13 protein-coding genes and 1 pseudogene are annotated in these 19,650 nt (G+C 58.5%); 3 read left to right on the forward strand and 11 right to left on the reverse strand.

Going from position 1 to position 19,650, the window contains the following annotated elements:
* Positions 1-61: 61 nt before the first annotated feature.
* The 4 genes from ACRXB1_RS10205 to ACRXB1_RS10220 all read right to left on the reverse strand — a co-directional run bounded on the left by ACRXB1_RS10205 (position 62) and on the right by ACRXB1_RS10220 (position 2,712).
* Positions 62-283, reverse strand: a complete 222-nt coding sequence (locus ACRXB1_RS10205; protein ID WP_449491938.1) for a tetratricopeptide repeat protein — start codon at positions 281-283, stop codon at positions 62-64.
* Positions 284-406: 123 nt separating this feature from the next.
* Positions 407-1,009, reverse strand: a complete 603-nt coding sequence (locus tag ACRXB1_RS10210; RefSeq protein ID WP_449491939.1) for a lipocalin family protein — start codon at positions 1,007-1,009, stop codon at positions 407-409.
* Between the two features lie 110 nt (positions 1,010-1,119).
* Entirely contained in the window at positions 1,120-2,502 is a 1,383-nt protein-coding gene (gene dbpA / locus ACRXB1_RS10215; RefSeq protein WP_075359093.1) for an ATP-dependent RNA helicase DbpA, read from the reverse strand.
* Positions 2,503-2,514: 12 nt separating this feature from the next.
* On the reverse strand, positions 2,515-2,712 hold the full coding sequence (locus ACRXB1_RS10220; RefSeq protein ID WP_047895277.1) for a hypothetical protein: 198 nt from the start codon (positions 2,710-2,712) through the stop codon (positions 2,515-2,517).
* A 212-nt stretch (positions 2,713-2,924) separates the two neighbouring features.
* Here ACRXB1_RS10220 and sbcD point away from each other — a divergent pair, with 212 nt between their 5' ends.
* Together sbcD and ACRXB1_RS10230 are read left to right on the forward strand one after the other, a co-directional pair.
* A complete protein-coding gene (gene sbcD, locus ACRXB1_RS10225) occupies positions 2,925-4,145 on the forward strand; it encodes an exonuclease subunit SbcD (protein ID WP_449491940.1) in 1,221 nt (406 codons plus the stop codon).
* Positions 4,142-7,579, forward strand: a complete 3,438-nt coding sequence (locus tag ACRXB1_RS10230; RefSeq protein ID WP_449491941.1) for an AAA family ATPase — start codon at positions 4,142-4,144, stop codon at positions 7,577-7,579. The genes sbcD and ACRXB1_RS10230 overlap by 4 nt, the downstream gene beginning before the upstream one ends.
* Here ACRXB1_RS10230 and ACRXB1_RS10235 read toward each other — a convergent pair.
* Entirely contained in the window at positions 7,576-8,826 is a 1,251-nt protein-coding gene (locus ACRXB1_RS10235) for a tetratricopeptide repeat protein (protein ID WP_449491942.1), read from the reverse strand. The genes ACRXB1_RS10230 and ACRXB1_RS10235 overlap by 4 nt on opposite strands.
* Before the next feature lie 214 nt (positions 8,827-9,040).
* Between ACRXB1_RS10235 and ACRXB1_RS10240 the strand changes: the two genes are divergently transcribed.
* The gene (locus ACRXB1_RS10240) at positions 9,041-10,570 is read left to right on the forward strand and encodes a cryptochrome/photolyase family protein (protein ID WP_449491943.1); all 1,530 of its coding nucleotides are present in this window, start codon (positions 9,041-9,043) and stop codon (positions 10,568-10,570) included.
* Between the two features lie 15 nt (positions 10,571-10,585).
* Here the strand turns inward: ACRXB1_RS10240 and ACRXB1_RS10245 are convergent, their stop codons facing one another.
* The 6 genes and pseudogenes from ACRXB1_RS10245 to dnaA all read right to left on the reverse strand — a co-directional run.
* On the reverse strand, positions 10,586-12,154 hold the full coding sequence (locus tag ACRXB1_RS10245) for a hypothetical protein (RefSeq protein WP_449491944.1): 1,569 nt from the start codon (positions 12,152-12,154) through the stop codon (positions 10,586-10,588).
* A gap of 71 nt (positions 12,155-12,225) precedes the next feature.
* Entirely contained in the window at positions 12,226-12,591 is a 366-nt protein-coding gene (locus ACRXB1_RS10250) for a ligand-binding protein SH3 (RefSeq protein ID WP_174362421.1), read from the reverse strand.
* Between the two features lie 17 nt (positions 12,592-12,608).
* Positions 12,609-14,159: a UbiA family prenyltransferase gene (locus ACRXB1_RS10255; RefSeq protein WP_449491945.1), complete on the reverse strand. Its 1,551-nt coding sequence runs from the start codon at positions 14,157-14,159 to the stop codon at positions 12,609-12,611.
* Positions 14,160-14,534: 375 nt separating this feature from the next.
* Complete coding sequence (gene gyrB, locus ACRXB1_RS10260) at positions 14,535-17,006, reverse strand: DNA topoisomerase (ATP-hydrolyzing) subunit B (RefSeq protein WP_075359096.1); 2,472 nt, start codon at positions 17,004-17,006, stop codon at positions 14,535-14,537.
* A gap of 170 nt (positions 17,007-17,176) precedes the next feature.
* Positions 17,177-18,283 (reverse strand): DNA polymerase III subunit beta, encoded by a 1,107-nt coding sequence (gene dnaN, locus ACRXB1_RS10265; protein WP_062168517.1) that lies wholly within the window; start codon positions 18,281-18,283, stop codon positions 17,177-17,179.
* Positions 18,284-18,554: 271 nt separating this feature from the next.
* A pseudogene (gene dnaA, locus ACRXB1_RS10270) lies at positions 18,555-19,637 on the reverse strand (chromosomal replication initiator protein DnaA); the annotation flags it as partial.
* Positions 19,638-19,650: the final 13 nt, after the last annotated feature.

The following is a 19,650-nucleotide window of genomic DNA, read 5'->3' on the forward strand; positions in this document are numbered from 1 at the left end:
TGGCCGGTCAGATGGCCGAGGCTGAAAGCGGTTACCGGCAGGTCTTGCAGCAACGTCCCGATCACGTCGATGCGTCCAGCGCGAGGCCAAGCGCACGGTCCAGCAACTTCGCGGCTTCCAGGTCCTCGCCACGCTGATGCAGAAGGACGCCGAGGTGATGCAGCGCATCGACGTGATCGGGACGTTGCTGCAAGACCTGCCGGTAACCGCTTTCAGCCTCGGCCATCTGACCGGCCTGATGGTGACTGAAAGCTCGGGCATACGGTTCGGCGAGTTGGTTCATGGCAGGCGTTTTCAGCGAAGTGGATGACCTGTTCATCCTAATTCGCGTGTTATCGGCCAGCTATCGGATCAGTCTTATCCCTTGTTTCCCGATTTGAAGTTATGCATTTCGCGTCGGCGCGGATCAGTCTTTTTCGCCAGGCGAATGGAAACCCGGCTTGCCAATCTGGTCGGGCGTTTGCGGCACACGGCGGAATCGCGATGTGTCGTAACCCATCTCGTCCAGGCGGCCGAGCAGTTCGCGATATTTCGCATCGCTGATGTTTGGCGAGCGCGCAAAGATCCAGCCGAGCTTGCGGTCCGAATATCCGATGATCGTGTACTGGTAGTCGTCATCCACGTAAAGCGTCTTCTGGCTTGCGTAGATTGGCCAGAAGATCCGCACGCTCCATTCCGCGTTGTTCGAACCCGGAACCACGGAATCCGTGAATTGATAATGCTTCAGCGGGGCATCGAACGAATTCTTGTGCGCGTAGTACGAGTCGTCGATCTTGCCGTCATCGCGCAACTTCCATTCGGCATAACTGCCAACGAAATCTTTCTCGGCGAAATACGGAATGTTCGCGATGATGTACCAGCGGCCCATGTAACGCGGGAGATCAACCGATGGCGCAAGCTTCAGTTCATTCGCTGCGCGCGGATTGGGATTGCGTGGCGAAGAGATGCATGCGCTCAGAACAAGCGCCACTGCGGACAAAAGAACGACAACGCGAAGAGCACGGGACATGAGCGCACCAAAATTGTTAGGGCGTGTATGCATTGATACGCACGTTCGCCCTGAGCGGTTTCACGGGATCAACAATGGCGCAAGTTGCAGGCCCAGCGCTTCGATTGGCGTCAAATACGCCGTACCTTCACCTTCTTGCCCTTCACCTTTCCAGACGACAACCGGTTCACCGCCTTATCGGCAATATCCCGCGATACCGCCACGTAGGTGACCATATCCGTCACATTGATCTTGCCGATCTGCGAGCCTTCGAAACCGGCGTCGCCGGTGAGCGCGCCGAGCACGTCACCCGGACGGATCTTTTCCTTGCGGCCGCCAAGGATCTGCAATGTGGCCATGGGCGGCTGGAGGTGACCCGGCGTCGCCGGCGTCAGTTCGCTCAGCTTGTGCCATTCCACTTCCTTTTTCTGCGCCTGTTCGATCGAACTCACGCGCGCCATTTCATTCATGCTCGCGAGGCTCAGCGCCCAGCCTTCCTGATCCGCGCGGCCCGTTCGGCCGATGCGGTGAACGTGGATCTCCGGATCTTGCGTGACATCGACGTTGATCACCGCTTCCAGTTGCGCGATATCGAGGCCGCGCGCGGCGACATCGGTGGCGACCAGCACCGAGCAGCTTCGATTGGCGAACTGCACGAGCACCTGGTCGCGCTCGCGTTGTTCGAGTTCACCGTGCAGCGCCAGCGCATGAAAACCTTGCGCGACGAGTACATCGAGCAGATCGCGGCATTGCTGCTTCGTGTTGCAGAACGCGAGCGTGCTCACCGGCTGGTAGTGATCGAGCAGGAGGCCAACGGCGTGCAGGCGCTCGTTGTCATCGACTTCGTAGAAACGCTGCTTGATCTTCGCATTCGTGTGCTGCTCGGTGAGCTTGATTTCCTGCGGTTTGCGCAGGAACTGCTGGCTCAGCTTCGCGATGCCCTCCGGATACGTCGCCGAAAACAGCAAGGTCTGGCGATCCTTCGGACATTGTTTGGCAACCGCGACGATGTCATCGAAAAAACCCATGTCGAGCATGCGGTCGGCTTCATCGAGTACGAGGGTCTTGAGCGCGCTCAGTTCCAGCGTGCCGCGTTCCAGGTGGTCCATGAGACGTCCCGGCGTGCCCACGGCAATGTGGCAGCCATGTTCGAGACTTGCGATCTGCGGGCGCATTGGCGAGCCGCCGCACAGCGTCAGGATCTTGATGTTGTCTTCCGCGCGCGCGATCCGGCGAATCTCCTGCGTCACCTGGTCGGCGAGTTCGCGCGTCGGGCACAGCACGAGCGCCTGCACGGAGAAAAGCTTCGGGTCGATCTTAGCGAGCAACGGCAATGCGAACGCGGCGGTCTTGCCGCTGCCCGTCTTCGCCTGCGCGATGAGATCGTGGCCCGCGAGCGCGAGCGGCAGGCTTGCGGCCTGGATCGGGGTCATCGTGAGATAACCGAGTTGTTCGAGGTTCGCCAGCATTGCCGGCGACAGCGGCAAGGCGCTGAATGAAGTGGGCGTGGTCATGAGCGTGTTTCTCTACTTCGCGGCAGGTTTCGGCGGGACCGAATTGTCCTGCTCGTAGGTGATGGTGCCGTCGGGCGCGTCGTGGCGCAGCACTTTATTGCGCGCGCCGCACATGGGGCAGCGGAACATCAGGCCCTGGCCTTCGTTCTTGATGAGCACGTCGGCAAGTTGCCATTCGGCGCCGCATGGCTGGTTTCGGCAGATAAACATGATTGGATTGAGCGTAATGGATGGGGTTGCGGCCTGAAAAGGGCGCCGATCCGTCCGGCGCACGCTGTTTTTGCGCAATTGAAGCCGAAGTGTACGCGTAGACGGTGGGATTACCTCGTTTTACGGCGTTTTTACGGGCCTCGCCGTCTTTCGCATCGGATCGATCCGTTAAACTGACATTTACTAAAACGATGCCCTGACCCGCCCTATCGATGCGAATCCTGCACACCTCGGACTGGCACCTAGGCCAGTATTTTCTCGGGCATTCACGACAAATCGAGCACCAGAAGCTGATCGAGTGGCTGGTCGAGCAGACCCGGGTGCATGGGGTCGATTCGGTTCTGATAGCCGGCGATATCTTCGATACCGGTGCGCCGCCCAGCTACGCCCGCGAGCTGTATTACTCGCTGATCCTGGCGCTGCGCGACGCCGGCGTCGGTCTGACGCTGCTCGCGGGGAATCATGACTCCGTTGCCGTGCTCGAGGAATCGCGCAACTTGCTGACGGCGTTGAATACAGTCGTAATTCCGTCCGTGCAGGACGACCCGAACGAACAGGTCCGCGTCCTCAATACACACGATGGCCACCCCGGCGCGATTGTCTGCGCGATTCCGTTCATTCGTCCGCGTGATGTCCTGCAGAGCATCGCGGGGCAAAGCGCGCGTGACAAACAGCAGTCGCTGCAAGACGCAATCCACGCGCATTACCAGGCGTTGTTTGCGTTGGCCGAGGCGAAGCGCGTTGAACTCGGTGCGCATTTGCCGATCATCGCGACCGGGCATTTGACGACAGTCGGTGCGAGCGCAAGCGAATCCGTGCGCGAGATTTATGTCGGCGCGCTGGAGGCGTTCCCGACCGCTGCGTTTCCGGCGGCCGACTACATCGCGTTGGGGCATATTCATCGGCCGCAGAAGGTTGGCGGGTTCGAGCATATTCGCTACAGCGGGTCGCCGATTGCATTGAGCTTCGACGAAGCGCGGCAGCAGAAAGAGATGCTGCTTGTGGACGTTTCGGCGGATGGGCTTCAAAGCGTGACCGTGCTCGACGTTCCGTGCTTCCAGACCTTGTTGTCGGTCAAAGGATCGTTGAAGGAACTGGAAGCCGCGGTTGAGGCTGTTTCAGCCCAGGCGCACGAAGGCGAGACGATATGGCTCGAAATCGTCGTCTCCGCCGACGACTATCTCAGCGATCTGCAAACGCGCATCCAGAAGATGACCGGGAACCTGCCCGTCGAAGTGTTGCGCGTTCGTCGCGAGCGCTCGTCCGCTTCGAGCACGTTGCAATCCCAGGCCAGGGAAACCTTGAACGAACTCACGCCCGACGATGTTTTCGCACGCCGCCTGCAATCGGAAACCATCGACGACGACACGCGCTCGCAGCTTTTGCAGATGTATCGCGAAGTCGTCGCGCAGATTGGCGAGGCCAATGCATGAAGATCTTGTCGTTGCGTTTGCGTAATCTGAATTCGCTCAAGGGCGAGTGGAAGATCGATTTCAGCCAGCCGCCGTTTCGCGATAACGGCCTGTTCGCCATCACCGGTCCGACCGGCGCCGGCAAGACAACCTTGCTCGATGCCATCTGTCTCGCGCTCTATCACCGCACGCCGCGCATGGATACGGTCTCGCAAGGCACGAACGAGCTGATGACGCGCCACACGTTCGAATGCCTCGCGGAAGTCGAGTTCGAAGTGAAGGGCGAAGGGTATCGTGCATTCTGGAGTCAGCGACGCGCACGCGATAAAACCGACGGCAATCTGCAGGCACCAAAGGTCGAACTCGCGCGGCTGGACGGGACGATCCTGACGGAGCGCATTGTCGATAAACTGCGCAAGGTCGAAGAGATCACGGGGCTGGATTTCGGCCGCTTCACCAAATCGATGATGCTCGCCCAAGGCGGTTTCGCCGCGTTCCTGGAAGCGAAGGCGAATGAGCGCGCCGAGTTGCTTGAAGAGCTTACCGGCACCGATATCTATGGCACGATCTCACAGCACGTGTTCGAGCGCACGCGGGATGAAAAGCTCGCGCTCGATACGCTTTTGGTCCGCGCCGACGGCGTTCAGTTGCTGAGCGAAGAAGAGCGTAACGCGAAGCAGCAGGAAGTCATCGCGCTCGCCGCTCAGGAAATCACGCTGGGCAAACAAGCCGAATCAACACGCGCGATGCACGCGTGGCGGGTGGCGTTATCGGACGCTGAAAAGCAGCTTGAACAGGCGTCGCTCAACCAGCAGCAGGCCGATGCAAAAATCGCCGATGCCAAGCCTTTGCTCGATCGCCTCGCCGCAAGCGAGCCTGCGGAAAAGCTGCGCGCTGATCACACGGCAATGCTTTCGGCGCGCGAGAGGCACGCGGAAACCTTGCGTCAAGCGGCGGCTGCGCGGAACGAAAAACAAGCCGCCGCGCTCGATGCCGCGCGGGGTTTGCGTTTGGCTTCTGTGATGGGAACGCGGGTGGCGCAGCTTCGTGAACACGGGTTGACTACCGTGTCGGCGGAAATCAAATCAATTCAGTCCACGCTCGATCAACATCCGCATCGAAGCAAACTTGGTGAGCAAATCGTGCTTTGGCAACATCAATTCGATGCACGTCAACAGACGTTGAACGACATCGAATTGATTCGCACAAAGCATGTCGGATTGCGTGCGTCGATAGAGAAACAGGCGGGGGACATCAGCGCCAAGCTCAAAGCGATGTCCAACGCAATGGGCGCGGCAGAACTGGCGCGAAAAACTGAACGGGAACAGCTTGAGAAACTTTCTAGCATGCTCAGTGGGGAAAGCGAGGCGGACTTGAAGACACGTTGCCAGCGTCTTCAAGACCAGCATTATCTGTTCGGGAAACTAGTGGAAGTTGGTGAGGCAGTTACGCGCGGGACCCGTCAACTTGCTACGGACCGTGAAGAACTGGCGAAAAGAAGCGCTGCGAGCGTGTTGCTCGCCGACCAGCACGCTCGCCTTGCCAAAGACATCGAAACCCTCACCGAACAAGTCCAGGACAAACGCAAACTGCTTGATCAGGAGCGGCGCATTCTGGACCTTGCCGGACATCGCGCAGCATTGCAGCCTGACGAAGCGTGTCCGTTGTGCGGATCGACGGAGCATCCGTCCATCGATGTTTATCAAGCGCTCGATGTTTCATCGACCGAACATGCATTGAAGGAAAAAGACACAGCGTTGCGTGGCAAAGGCAAGGAGCTTCTCGCCGCAAATGTGGCAATCGCCGAATCGAATGCCAGTGTGAGCGCGCTCAAAAAGCGTATCGATACATGGCTGCAAGATGACAAGGGTTATGCCGAGAGCTGGCAGATGTTGTGCGCAGAACTTGGACTCGAAACAGTTGACCGTGACGCGCTCAGCGCGCTCGTGCAGCAACATATGGCGAAGTTGAAGTCGGCTCAGGAAACAATCGCGGCGGTGGATCAACAGAAGATCTTGATTCATCAGCACGCGACCGCCGCGAACGCGGCGGAGCGGTTCGCGCTCGAACAGCAATATGCGTTGAAGATGAGCGAAGAGCGCCAGAACGCCGACGAAAAGTCGCTGAAGGAGATGGCCGACCAAGCCGAAGCCTTGCAAACCACGTTGCTCAAGAAAGAACGCACGCTCGATGAATCGGTTATTTCCGCCGGTCACGCGCGACCCGATTCGTGGACGCAATGCCAAGCGTGGCTTGCTGAACGCGATAACGAATGGAAGGCTTGGCAGAAGGCATCGGAGCGTGTTCGTGCATTGAATCAGCAGGCGGATCGCTTGAAACAATCGCTCGAAACTGCATCGACTGACGCGGCAAAATGGTGCGTGCGCTGGACGGCTTGCGAGAAGGATTTCCCCGAGTTGCAAGCCGATCCAATTGCCGCGACCGACGATCCGGACGCGGCCTTCATATCCGCAATACACCGCTACGAAACTGCACGCGACAAAACCAGTTCGCTCGAAGGCACCGAGCGCACGATGGCAACGCGTTTGAGCGAAGAGCAAGCGCACGCGGAGAAAACGTCGGCTGCGTGGTTGAATGCTTTGACCCGCAGCGTTTTCGCCGATGAACAATCGTTCCTGTCGGCGCTCCTGTCCCACGAAGAGCGCGACCGGTTGCAAACGCAGAAGCGCGAACTCGACGAACTATCGACAACGGTTCGCACACTGCGCGCGAACGCGGAAAACCGTCGCGCGGAATTGCTGAAAGACCCGAAGACGGATCAGGACGCCGAAGCGCTGAATCGCATGCTGGAAGATCTGGCCGCGTCTATAAAAATGCTAAGCCAACAACAAGGCGGCCTTCGCGCGACGCTTCAAGGCGACGACAAACGCCGCGTCGAACAACAGGCGTTGTACCGACAGATCGATACACAACGCGCCCAATACGACTTGTGGCAGCGCCTGAGCAGCCTGATCGGTTCCGCCGATGGCGCGAAGTATCGGAAGTTCGCGCAGGGCCTCACGCTCGATCATCTGATCTACCTCGCGAACCGCCAACTCATGCAATTGCATGGGCGCTATCAACTCAATCGGAAGCTTGCCGGCGAGCTGGAAATGGAAGTGCTCGACATGTGGCAAGGCGATATTGCACGCGATACACGCACGTTATCAGGCGGCGAAAGTTTCCTTGTGAGTCTGGCGCTTGCGCTGGCTTTATCGGATCTGGTGAGCTTCAAGACGTCCATCGATTCATTGTTCCTCGATGAAGGGTTCGGCACGCTCGATGGCGAAACGTTGGAGATTGCGCTCAATGCGCTCGATTCATTGAACGCGAGCGGCAAGATGATCGGCGTGATCAGCCATGTGGAAGCGCTCAAGGAGCGCATTCCGTTGCAGATCAAAGTGACGAAAAGCGTCGGAATCGGATTTTCGACGGTGGAAGTCGTGGGCGCTTAAGACGCGGCTTTATTGACCACGATCTCTTTCGCCGCAAGCTTTTGCACAATGAAGAACGGCACGTCGAGACGCCATTCACCGTTTCGCACAACCGCGTCGTAGTCGAATAAAGGCTTACCGTCGGCGGCGCTGAAAACAAGCTTTTGCGCGGCGCCATCGGCAAGCGAGCTGACACCGCCGATTGCCTGGTAACTCGTATTGCTGCCGACGTGAAACTTCTCGGTGTTCCATCGGTTCGGCGCGTGCGGCGGGAATGGTTTTGCGTCATGGAAACCGAACAGGTCGTCGTGAGTCAGCACGCTTTTACGCAGCGTCGGCCAGACATTGGTGCGCAAATAATGCTGATCGATGAACCGGCCGCTATCGGCGTTGGTGGCGGCAAATTGCTGCATCGATTGAACCGCGTTCTTCAATACGCCCCCGCAGCCTCCCCAGAGCCCCGCGAGAATCAGTTCGGTATGCGTGAAGTAATCGCGAAGGACGTGGAAGTAATACGGGCTTTTAATCCATTCCTGCACCGCGGCGGCTTCCCGCTCAGAGAGCAACGCGTCGGCATCGCGAAGCAGGAAGCGTTTGACCTTCGGATCGTCGATAACCAGAAAGCGCCACATCAATGGATGGACTCCCGACTCGGGACCCATGAACACGACGTCCGCGCCCGCATCCTTCAGCCGTTGCTGGACGTGCGCGGGGACGGTCGCATCGAGATAGACCCGGCACGTCCAGCCTTTGAACAGGTCGCGCGTCAATTCGGCATTCAGGACCGCCGGCTCGCAATATCGCGGATTCGCGCCGAACAATGAATACGCGATGACATTCTCAGCAGGATTTTGGGGATTGAACGCAGGCGGCGCCTGGTCTGGAATCGATTCGCTTGGATTCGCGCCGCATTGCGTGTCGGAGGCACGCAGCGAGCGCAAACCGTATTCGCGCATCTCGTCGGTCTTCCCGAGCCAGCCGCACACTTCCACCAGGCCATCGAGCCAGGTCGACGCGGCAAGCAGTTTGCGCTGGCTCGCCGGCGCGTCGTGGATGCTCATGTAGACCTTGTACGCCTGGTCGAACGCGTTGATGCGCATCAGGCACAACGCGTAATCCGGCAGGATCGTCATGTTTCCCGGTGTGAGGGTGAGCGCTTCGGCCGCGAGATTTGCACCGCTTCGATAATCGCCCGCGGCATATGCCGCGCGAAATGCTTCCGCGATTCTGCCAAGACGCTCTTGATTGGCGGCGCTTGGCTGACGCATTCCGCCTCTTTGTCTTACGTGACGTACGTTGGATCGGTTCATGAGTTTCTAAGCTGTCGGGCGATCGGGCATTGTTCGTGCACGCTCATTGATAAGCAGTGCCGATGCGTTTCCGGGTAACCAGCCACTTTAAACGCGCCGACGCACCTTGCCGACGATCGGGACCGATTTTCACAATTTCACGTTGCGTAACCAGGCGCGGGAGTTTTGAGGCATGACCACGCTGCGATTGATTCTTGGCGATCAACTGAACCCGCTGCATAGCTGGTTTTCGGAGGTGGACGACGATGTCGTCTACGCGCTCATGGAAGTGCGTCAGGAAACGGACTACGTCCTGCATCACGCACAGAAAATCCTCGCGTTGTTCGCGGCTATGCGTGACTTCGCGCGCCGGTTGAAATCTGCCGGTCATCGTGTTCAATATCTTGCAATCGATGATCCGGATAACCGGCAAAGCGTGCCCGCGAATCTCGACTGGATGATCGCGCAATACAAAGCGACTGCGTTCGAATGTCAGGCGCCGGATGAATGGCGACTCGACCGGCAATTGGCCGAGTATGCGAATCAGCTGGACATTCCGTGCTGGATGAAAGATACGGAGCACTTCTACACGCGCCGCAATGAAGCGGCCGAATATTTCGCCGACAAGAAGCAGTGGCTGATGGAAAATTTTTATCGGCGGATGCGGGTGAAGCATCGGGTCTTGATGAACGCCGACGAATCCCCTTCCGGCGGCCAATGGAATTTCGATCACGACAATCGAAAATCGTGGCCTGGAAAGCCATCACAACCCGCTGATCCCCGCGTTGCGCACGATCATTCAGCGCTCTGGAAAACAATTGTCGACGCGGGCGTAAAGAGTTTCGGATCTCCATGTGAGGATCGACTGCCGTGGCCGTTGAATCGCGATGAAGCGTTGGCGCAACTCGAATCGTTTATAGAAGATGCGCTTCCGGATTTCGGCGATTACCAGGACGCAATGAGCACGCACGCGCCGCGATTGTTCCATTCGCTGCTGTCGTTTTCGCTCAACGCGAAGATGCTGAATCCGCGCGAAGTGGTAGCCCGGGCGGAACGGGCGTATCGGGATGGACATGCATCGTTGCCGGCCGTCGAAGGGTTCATTCGGCAGATCATCGGCTGGCGCGAATTCATGCGCGGTGTGTATTGGACGCGGATGCCGGAGTACCGTAAATCGAATGTGTTCGGCAATACGCTCAAGCTACCAGTCTGGTTCTGGAACGGCGAGACGAACATGCGATGCTTGAAACATTCAATTGGGCAATCGCTTGAAAACGGACACGCGCACCATATACAACGGTTGATGGTTATCGGCAATTTTGCGCTGATCGCGGGAATTGATCCCGTTGAAGTGCACGAGTGGTATCTCGGTGTGTACGTGGACGCGTACGAGTGGGTCGAGATGCCGAACGTGCTCGGCATGAGCCAGTTTGCCGATGGCGGCGGACTGGCGACGAAACCTTATGCGTCGAGCGCGGCGTATATCGACAAGATGAGCGATTACTGCAAGGGGTGCGCTTACGACAGGAAAGCGCGGCTGGGCGAAACGGCTTGTCCATTTAACGCGCTGTACTGGGATTTTTTTGAGCGCAATAGCGGGCGGTTGAAGGGGAATCCGAGGCTGGCGATGGTTTATAAGCAGTTGGACAGGATGGATGGGGAAGCGAAGGCCGGGCTTGAGGAAAGGGCGGGAAGCATCCGCGCGCGACTGGATGAACTTTGAGGCGGGCGCCTACCCTCACCGCTGTGCCGATGGCTCCGCGTCGTTGATGCCATCCACTGCTTTCTCGTTGCCGGCATAAACGGCCGCACTGCCGCGAGACTTGCGCATCGCGGCGCGCAGAATTCCGCGCGCCGCGAAACTCATCCCGCCCAGCAGGATCAACACGATCGCGATGGCCGCCATCCGTGCCGTTGCCGATTTTTCGATCAGCCGCGCCGTCCATATGTCCGGAAAGCGCCGGGCCGCGTTATCGAGCTGACCCGGCTCGGTCTTCGCGAAGTTGAGCGGCTGTCCATGGAGACCCTGCCAGAAACCCGTCCATATTCCATCGATGGAATAAAAGCCGCGCGCCTCCGGAATGTCCGCGTTAGGGAATTCGGCAACGACCGTGTTCCAGTTGACCGTCGCGGCCGGCAAGTTCCACGCTGCGGCGATGATCACCAGCGCCGTCGCGACATGCGGCAAACGGCTCTTGATCACCATGAACCCCGGCGCTGCCGCGATGAACCATATCGGCAACACGGGCAGCAAATAGCGCGGCCCCCAGCCGAACGCACCCCAGTTGACCATCTTGGCAATCAGCAACAGGTAGAGCACCGACCCGGCCATCGTTGCAACAATGAACTTTTGTTGAGGACGCGCCAAACCACGCCATGCGATCGGCAACAGCAGCGCGAGCAGCAGCGGCGGAGCATAAAACACGACCCCGTGATTGCCACTGAAGAAAAGACCAAGCAAGCCGCCTGGAATATTACCGGCGAGAGAATTGTTGCCGTTCAGGTAAAACGCGGTAGCGGTGGCCGGGCGGAGCAGCGACCCCGTGCGCACGAAGTTGTAGATGAAGTCGGGCAGCATGCAAGCCAAAAACGTCGCGCCAAGCACCACATATTTGCTCCATCGCGCGCGATCGGGCCATGCAAGGCATGCCAGCGTCACTGCCATGAAAGGCACGAGCGAAAAGCGAAAAGAACACAGCAGCGCGAGCGCCAGACCAGTTGCGGCGAATATGCGCTGGGTTGCATCGACGCGCTGCGTCTCGTGCAGGCAGTAAAGGAAGACGCACATCATCGCCGCAGCGGGCGCGACGTCCCATGCAACCTTCGCATAGGGCAGATAGAACGTGCCGGATGCGAATAGCAGGCTGAGCACGAATGCTTGCTTCGCGCCGTAGAAACGCGCCAGCAGCAGGCATAGGTACGTGGCGCCGATTGCGCTGACGAGCGCATAGATCAGGGCGGTGATCACCTTGGCGATCACGGGAGGATCGCGAAAAAGCTCATCGTTCGATGCGTGGCTCAGTTTCGCCGCGACCCACGCGCCCGGCAGCATCAACGCGAGCGCGCCGACGTCATGCGCTTCGTAGACGAGCCCGTTTGTACTCGGGACCCATCCAACGGTGGCCGCAGATTCCACTGTGCCCAGCTTGCCGGTGGTCGCAAGCAACTCGGCCGACTGCAACTGGCCGGCCGCGTCGCTGCTGCCGAGCCGTCCGCTCGACAACAACACGAAGAAGCAGACGAAAAAGAGGAATACATACCGGCGATACGCAGCCGGAGAAGGGGAACGATGCCCTGCGGGTTTCATGACCTACCTCTTGTCTGTTTCATGATATTGGGCATTTTCGTGTCGTGCATACGGCGCGGCGGTCCATCGCCTCAAGCCGGCGTTGCGCGCGCCGAGTAGAGCAGCCACACGCCGGCAATCAGCAAGGCTGCGCCGGAAATCGTCTTCATCGAGAGTCCGTCGCCGCTCCACAAACTGAACAGGAACAGTTCGATGACCGTGACCGCCACCATCACCGGATAGGCGACGCTCAGTTCGACGCGCTTCAACGCCAGCGCATACAGCAGGAAACCAATGCCGTACGCGCTCAACGCCGCCACACGCATCATGTTTGGCCGCGCGAGCACCAACGTGACGATGTCACTGGCGCCAACCACGGGATACTGGCTCGCGACGCGCAGCAGGATGCTCGCTAACGCGCTGCACGAGCCGCTGATCAGAAGTAACAGGATCGACATATAAGAGGGCTGGTCCGTTAGATGGCCAGCATCACTGACAGCACGCACAGACTGATGACAAGCAGGCTGGTGCGGTCCTTCACAGCGAACACGATTGGATCGTCGTTCATCTGGCCGCGAAACGCGAGCATCCACACCCGGCTGATCCAATACAGCAGCAAGCCAAAGAGCAACCAGAGCGCGGGCTTGCGGGTATAAAGCGCGGTGATCTCCGGCGAGTTCATATAAAGCGCGAGCACGAGTACGGCGGCATACGCCGATGCCGTACCGAATGCGCACAAAATCATGATGTCTTGCGCTAGGTACCCGCGTCCGGCCGCCGAACCAGCGGTCGAGCCGCTGCGCACAAGCGCGTCGAGCTCGGTGTAGCGCTTGACCATTGCCAGGCTAAGGAAAAGTAAGCCAGAAAACAGCACGAGCCAGTACGACAACACGATGTCATCCGCTGCACCGCCCGCGAAGATTCGAGCGGTGTACAACGCAGCCAGGGTGAAGACATCGATCAGGATGTGACGTTTCAGGAAGAACGAATATGCAAGCGTAGCGGCAAAATACGCGCCGAGCACGAACGCAAACTTGGGTGGCAGCAGCGCGGCAAGCGCCGCGCTGCCCATCATCAGTGCAAGCGACAGTCCAAGGCCCAGGGAAACAGGAAGTTTCCCGGACGCAAACGGGCGGTTGCGCTTGCGCGCGTGCCGCCGATCAGCGTCGAGGTCGAGAAGGTCGTTAAGCAGATAGACCGACGAAGCGCACAGACTGAACGACGCGAACGCGATCCCCGCAGCCATAAGCGGGTCGACACTGGTAAAGCGGTGTGCGGCAAGCAGCGGCACGAAAATCAGCAGGTTCTTCACCCATTGATAGACGCGCATCTCCTTTACAATCAGTTTCAGCAGCTCACTCTTCTTCTCGAAGAAAACAATGCTGTCATTGACCTTCCCGGCCGCTGCGGCGATTTTTTTATGTCCTACGACAATCGCGCGGCGCGACTGCTTCCACACGGGGACATCGACCATTGCGTCGCCGCAATAATCGAATCCCCGAACGCCGAATTGACTGACTAAAGCGTTGGCCTTTTTACTGCCGGACAGATTAAGCACATTGGTGCTTGCCATCACACCGGTGAAAATGCCGAAATGGTCTGCGATCGCTTGCGCGAGTGTCCAGTTGGCCGCCGTGCATAAATAGAGGTTCCTGCCGTGGGCTTTCTCGTCGCGCAAATACGCGAGCAACGCGGTGTTATACGGCAGCACCGCCACATCCATGACAACGCGACTGGCAATCTGCGTCTTCAGCCACGCTTTGCTTTTCAAAAGCCAGAAGAAACACATGAACACGTAAAGCGGATTCTTCTTAATCAGCAGAAGAAACGATTCGAGCAGCAAATCGGTATCTGTGAACGTGTGATCCAGATCGACGCAGAGTGCGATGTTTTCGGCGTCGATACGCACGCTATCAAGGTCGGTGCCGGTCCCGGACCCGGTCAGGCTGCTCGCTCCGTCGGCGCCAAGTGCACCCTTCAAATAGTACGGAGTATTCAGTTCGAGTGATAAAGGATTTTTACGCATCCACGATACTCCTGAAAGTTCGGAGCAGCTTAATGGGCGTAAAAACAAAGTTATGTTCGGTAAGTGACGTAAATCGTTCCTCTCTGCTTTGTGATCAAGTCAAACATACATGTGACAAATAACCGTCAATCTTGTTAAGTCAGTTATCTTGAGGCCGTTTGTCTGATTGAAATGAAATACAGGATTGTTTCGATTGAACGTGACCGCCGGCCGCGTTCTGGAACCAAACTTCTGCTGAATAAATGCTGCTTGGATAATTCCGGTTTTCAAAACATCAGCAGATAAAAAAGCGCCGCCGTCTTAACGACGGCAGCGCTTTCCATTGTTCATGAATGCACGGGAGCTAACCCGGCAGGTCTCCTCCCACGTGAACCATTAAACGTCAATATTCCCCGCCCGCAACGCATTCGACTCAATAAACGCACGACGCGGTTCAACATCGTCACCCATCAGCGTAGTGAAAATGCCGTCGGCCGCGATCGCATCCTCGATCTGAACGCGCAACAGACGCCGCACCGTCGGGTCCATTGTCGTTTCCCAAAGCTGCGACGGGTTCATCTCGCCCAGCCCCTTATACCGCTGCTTGGTCACGTTGCGTTCTGCATCCGCGATCAGCCACTTCATGGCGCTCTTGAAGTCGCTGACGGCCATCGACCGTTCGCCGCGCTTGATCAACGCGCCCGCTCCGATCAAGCCCTTGAACGTGTTCGCCGTCGTCTGCAATTGCTTGTAGTCGGCGGTCAACTGGAAGTCTTCGTCGATCACCGATACCTTCACGTTCCCGTGATGCCGGCGATTGATATGCAACGACCGGATCTCGCGCACCGCGTCATACGACGGCTCGACCGTCACTTCAGGCTTCAACGGATCCGCACGCAACGCCGCCTGCAAGGCCGCAGCAGAAGCCACCGTCGATTCCTGTGTCGACAGATCCAGCACAATGCCGTCCATCACCGCCTCAAGCGCGTTCACGTCATAGAACCGGCTGACGCGATCCACCACCGCCTGCGCCAACAGGTAGGCACGCGCAAGTTCACCTAGTGCGTCGCCGGTAATCGGCGTCGCGCCTTCGCTCGGAATCAGCTCGGAGCCCTGCAGCGCCAGCTTCAACATATGCTGGTTCAGCTCGTGCGTGTCCTTCAGATACCGCTCGTCCTTGCCCGCCTTGATCTTGTAGAGCGGCGGCTGCGCGATATAAATGAACCCGCGCTCGACGATCTCCGGCATCTGCCGGTAGAAGAACGTCAGCAGTAGCGTTCGGATGTGCGCACCGTCCACGTCCGCGTCGGTCATGATGATGATGCGGTGATAGCGCAGCTTGTCGAGGTTGTAGTCGTCCTTGCCGAGCCCTGTTCCGAGCGCGGTCACGAGCGTGACGATCTGCTCCGACGAAATCAGCTTGTCGAAACGCGCACGCTCCACGTTGAGCACCTTCCCGCGCAGCGGCAGGATGGCCTGGAACTTCCGGTCACGCCCTTGCTTTGCCGATCCCCCTGCCGAGTCGCCCTCGACAATGTAGATCTCCGACTTCGCCGGATCCTTCTCCTGGCAATCGGCCAGCTTGCCCGGCAAGCCGACGCCGTCGAGCACGCCTTTACGACGCGTCATTTCACGCGCCTTGCGAGCGGCGTCGCGGGCACGCGCTGCATCGATAATCTTGTTCGTAATGATCTTCGCGTCGTTCGGCGTTTCTTGCAGGAAGTCCTCGAGCGCCTTCGCGACCACGTCTTCAACCGGCGCGCGCACTTCCGACGACACCAGCTTGTCCTTCGTCTGCGAGCTGAACTTCGGCTCCGGCACCTTCACCGACAACACGCACGACAAACCTTCACGCATGTCGTCGCCGCTCGTCTCGATCTTCGCTTTCTTCGCGATGTCGTGATCCGTGATGTACTTGTTGAGCACACGCGTCATGGCCGCGCGCAGGCCGGTCAAGTGGGTGCCGCCGTCGCGCTGCGGAATGTTGTTCGTGAAGCACAGCACGCTTTCGTTGTAGCTGTCGTTCCACTGCATGGCTACTTCGACCGTGACGTTGTCCTTCTCGCCCACCGCATGGAACACGGTCGGATGCAGCACCTGCTTGGTCTTGTTGATGTAATCAACGAAGCCCTTTACGCCGCCGACAAACGCAAAATCGTCTTCCTTGCCGCTGCGCTGATCGGTCAGGCGAATCCGCACGCCGTTATTCAGGAACGACAGTTCGCGCATGCGCTTGGCGAGGATGTCGTAGTGGAATTCGACGTTGCCGAAGATGGTGATATCCGGCATGAAATGCACTTCGGTGCCGCGGTTTTCCGTGTCGCCAACTACGTGCATCGGGGAATACGTGATGCCGTTTTCGGTCACGAGTTCGCGGTTCTGCACCACGCCCTGATGGAATTCCATGAAGTGCTTCTTGCCGTCGCGACGCACGGTCAGGCGCAACCACTCGGACAGGCCGTTCACGCAGGACACACCCACGCCATGCAAGCCGCCCGACACCTTGTAGCTGTTCTGGTCGAACTTGCCGCCGGCGTGCAGCTCGGTCATCACGATCTCGGCGGCGCTGCGCTTGGGATCGTGCTTGTCGTCGAGCTTGAGGCCGGTCGGTACGCCGCGGCCGTTGTCGGTCACGGAGATGGAGTTATCGGCGTGAATGGTGACGTGAATGTCGTTGCAATGTCCGGCGAGCGCTTCGTCGATCGAGTTGTCCAGCACTTCGAAAACGAGGTGATGCAAACCCGTGCCATCAGACGTATCGCCGATATACATACCCGGCCTCTTGCGGACCGCCTCCAGACCTTCGAGGATCTGAATGGAGGATGCGCCGTAAGCGTTGTCGGGTTGCGAAATAGGGTTTTCAGTCATGGGTTTTTTTCCGGTTCTGCGTCACTACAGGGTCGCTACTGGGTCAGTACTAGGTCGCTGGGCGGTCACTGCGGGGGTTGCTGCGCGGTCGCTGCACGAGACTTTTCGAAACACCTTAAAAATGCCAAAGGGGCAGTGCGCCCCTTGGAAAGTTTTTAGTTTTGGCCGCGTCAGATGCGCATTGGCATCACCACATATTTGAACTCGTCGTTCTCGGGAATCGTGATCAGGGCGCTCGAACTTGCGTCGCCAAGGCTCACTTGCAGCATGTCGATCTTCAGGTTCGCGAGCACGTCGAGCAGATACGTGACGTTGAAGCCAATGTCCACGCTGTCGCCCTGATACGCGATTTCCAGTTCTTCCTGCGCTTCTTCCTGGTCGGCGTTGGTCGACATGATCTTCAACTGGCCCGGCTCAATCAGGCAGCGCACGCCCTTGAACTTGTCCGATGTCAGAATCGCCGCGCGCTGCAGCGAACGCTGCAATTCTTCGCGGCCGATCAGGAACGTGTTCTTGTGCGACTTCGGGATCACGCGCTGGAAGTCGGGGAACTTGCCTTCCACGAGTTTCGACACGAGTTCGACCTGGCCGAACGTGAACTTGACCTGGCTCGCGGCAATGTCGATCACGAGCGAGTCGTCGATGTCTTCCAGCAAGCGCTGCAGTTCCAGAATGGTCTTGCGCGGGATGATGACTTCCTGGCGCGCATACGTGCCGCCTTCAATCTTCATCGATGAAAACGCAAGCCGGTGGCCGTCCGTTGCAACGGCCATCAACTGGTCGCCGTCGACCACCAGCAGCATGCCGTTCAGGTAGTAGCGGATGTCCTGCTGCGCCATGGCGAAGTGGACCATGCCAAGCAACTGCCGGAACGTCTTTTGCGGAACTGACAGGCTTGCGCCGAACTCGGTGGCCTGGTTGACGGTCGGGAACTCGTCGGCAGCAAGCGTCTGGAGCGCGAAGCGGCTTTTGCCGGAGCGCACGGTCAGCTTCTTGTCGGTGAGATCCAGCGACACTTCCCCTGGCGGCATGGCGCGCAGGATGTCAAGCAGCTTGCGCGCGGCGACGGTGGTCGCAACCTGATCGCTGCCGGTGCCGAAGTCGGCACGCGTGGTGATCTGAAGTTCGAGATCGGTCGAGAGGAACGACACGTCGGCGCCAGTCTTGGTGATCAGCAAATTGGCGAGGATCGGCAACGTATGGCGGCGCTCGACGATTCCGCTCACGGTTTGCAGCGGCCTTAGGAGATTATCTCGTTCGGTCTTGACCAGTTGCATAGAGTTCCTTCGTTGAAATGTCGGCCGTCCGCCGCTTTCGCCACCGCTTTCATGGGCGCTTTGCCACCGCATGGATTGCTTTGGAACGGTCTCGTGTCACGTGCCTGCGGTCACTGCCGCCCGCACGTGCCAGGCTTACGCCAAAACGCCGCCCAGCGCCGCTGGACGGTCAAACCCATATTGTGCCTCAAAACCTGCCCTTACCCCGAAAATGGGGGCAATTTCGTCAATAAACAGGTCGTGTTTCCGGCATGAATTCAGGAACGCCCGGCTAGCCTTTGAGCGTCTGTTCGAGCACGTGCAATTCGTGGTTCAACTGGGCATCCGTGCCACGTTCGGCGGAGATTTTCCGCACCGCATGAAGCACAGTGGTGTGATCGCGGCCGCCGAACAATTCGCCGATTTCCGGCAGGCTTTTCTGCGTGAGTTCCTTGGCCAGGTACATTGCGATCTGCCGCGGCCGCGCGATGTTCGCCGGGCGCTTCTTCGAGTACATGTCGGCGACTTTGATGTTGTAGAAGTCCGCCGCCGTCTTCTGGATGTTTTCCACCGAAATCTGCCGGTTTTGCACCGTCAGAAGGTCTTTCAGCGCTTCTTTCGTCAATTCAATGGAAATCTCGCGCCCGTGGAAGCGCGAAAACGCCAGGATCTTGCGCAGTGCGCCTTCGAGCTCGCGCACGTTCGAACGCAAATGTTTTGCGACAAAAAACGCCACGTCCTCGGACAAGCTCACGCCTTCCGATTGCGCCTTGCGCATCAGGATGGCCACGCGCATTTCGAGTTCCGGCGGCTCGATTGCAACCGTCAGGCCGGAGTCGAAGCGTGAGATCAACCGGTCATCGATGCCCGAAATCTCCTTCGGATAGGTATCGCTGGTGATGATCACCTGCGCCTTGTTCGCAACCAGCGCCTCGAACGCGTAGAAAAACTCTTCCTGCGTGCGCGATTTGCCGGAGAAGAATTGGATATCGTCGATCAGCAGCAGGTCGAGCGAATGGTAATAACGCTTGAAGTCGTCGAAGGCCTTGCGCTGGTAGGCCTTCACCACGTCCGACACGTATTGCTCCGCGTGAATGTAGCGGATGCGCGCGCCGGCCTTGTCCTGCAGCAACTGATTGCCGATGGCGTGGATCAAGTGCGTCTTGCCCAGCCCCACGCCGCCATACAGAAACAGCGGGTTGTACGAGATGCCGGGGTTGTCGGCGACCTGGATCGCGGCTGCGCGGGCGAGCTGGTTCGCTTTACCCGTCACGAAGTTATCGAAGGTGAGCACGGGGTTGAGCTTCGAGCGCTCGTAAGCCGAATCGTTTTCCCCATTCGATGACGCCGTACATGGCGGCCGGGCGGCACGGCGTCATCGAATGGGA

It is taken from the genome of Caballeronia sp. M23-90, assembly GCF_053574605.1.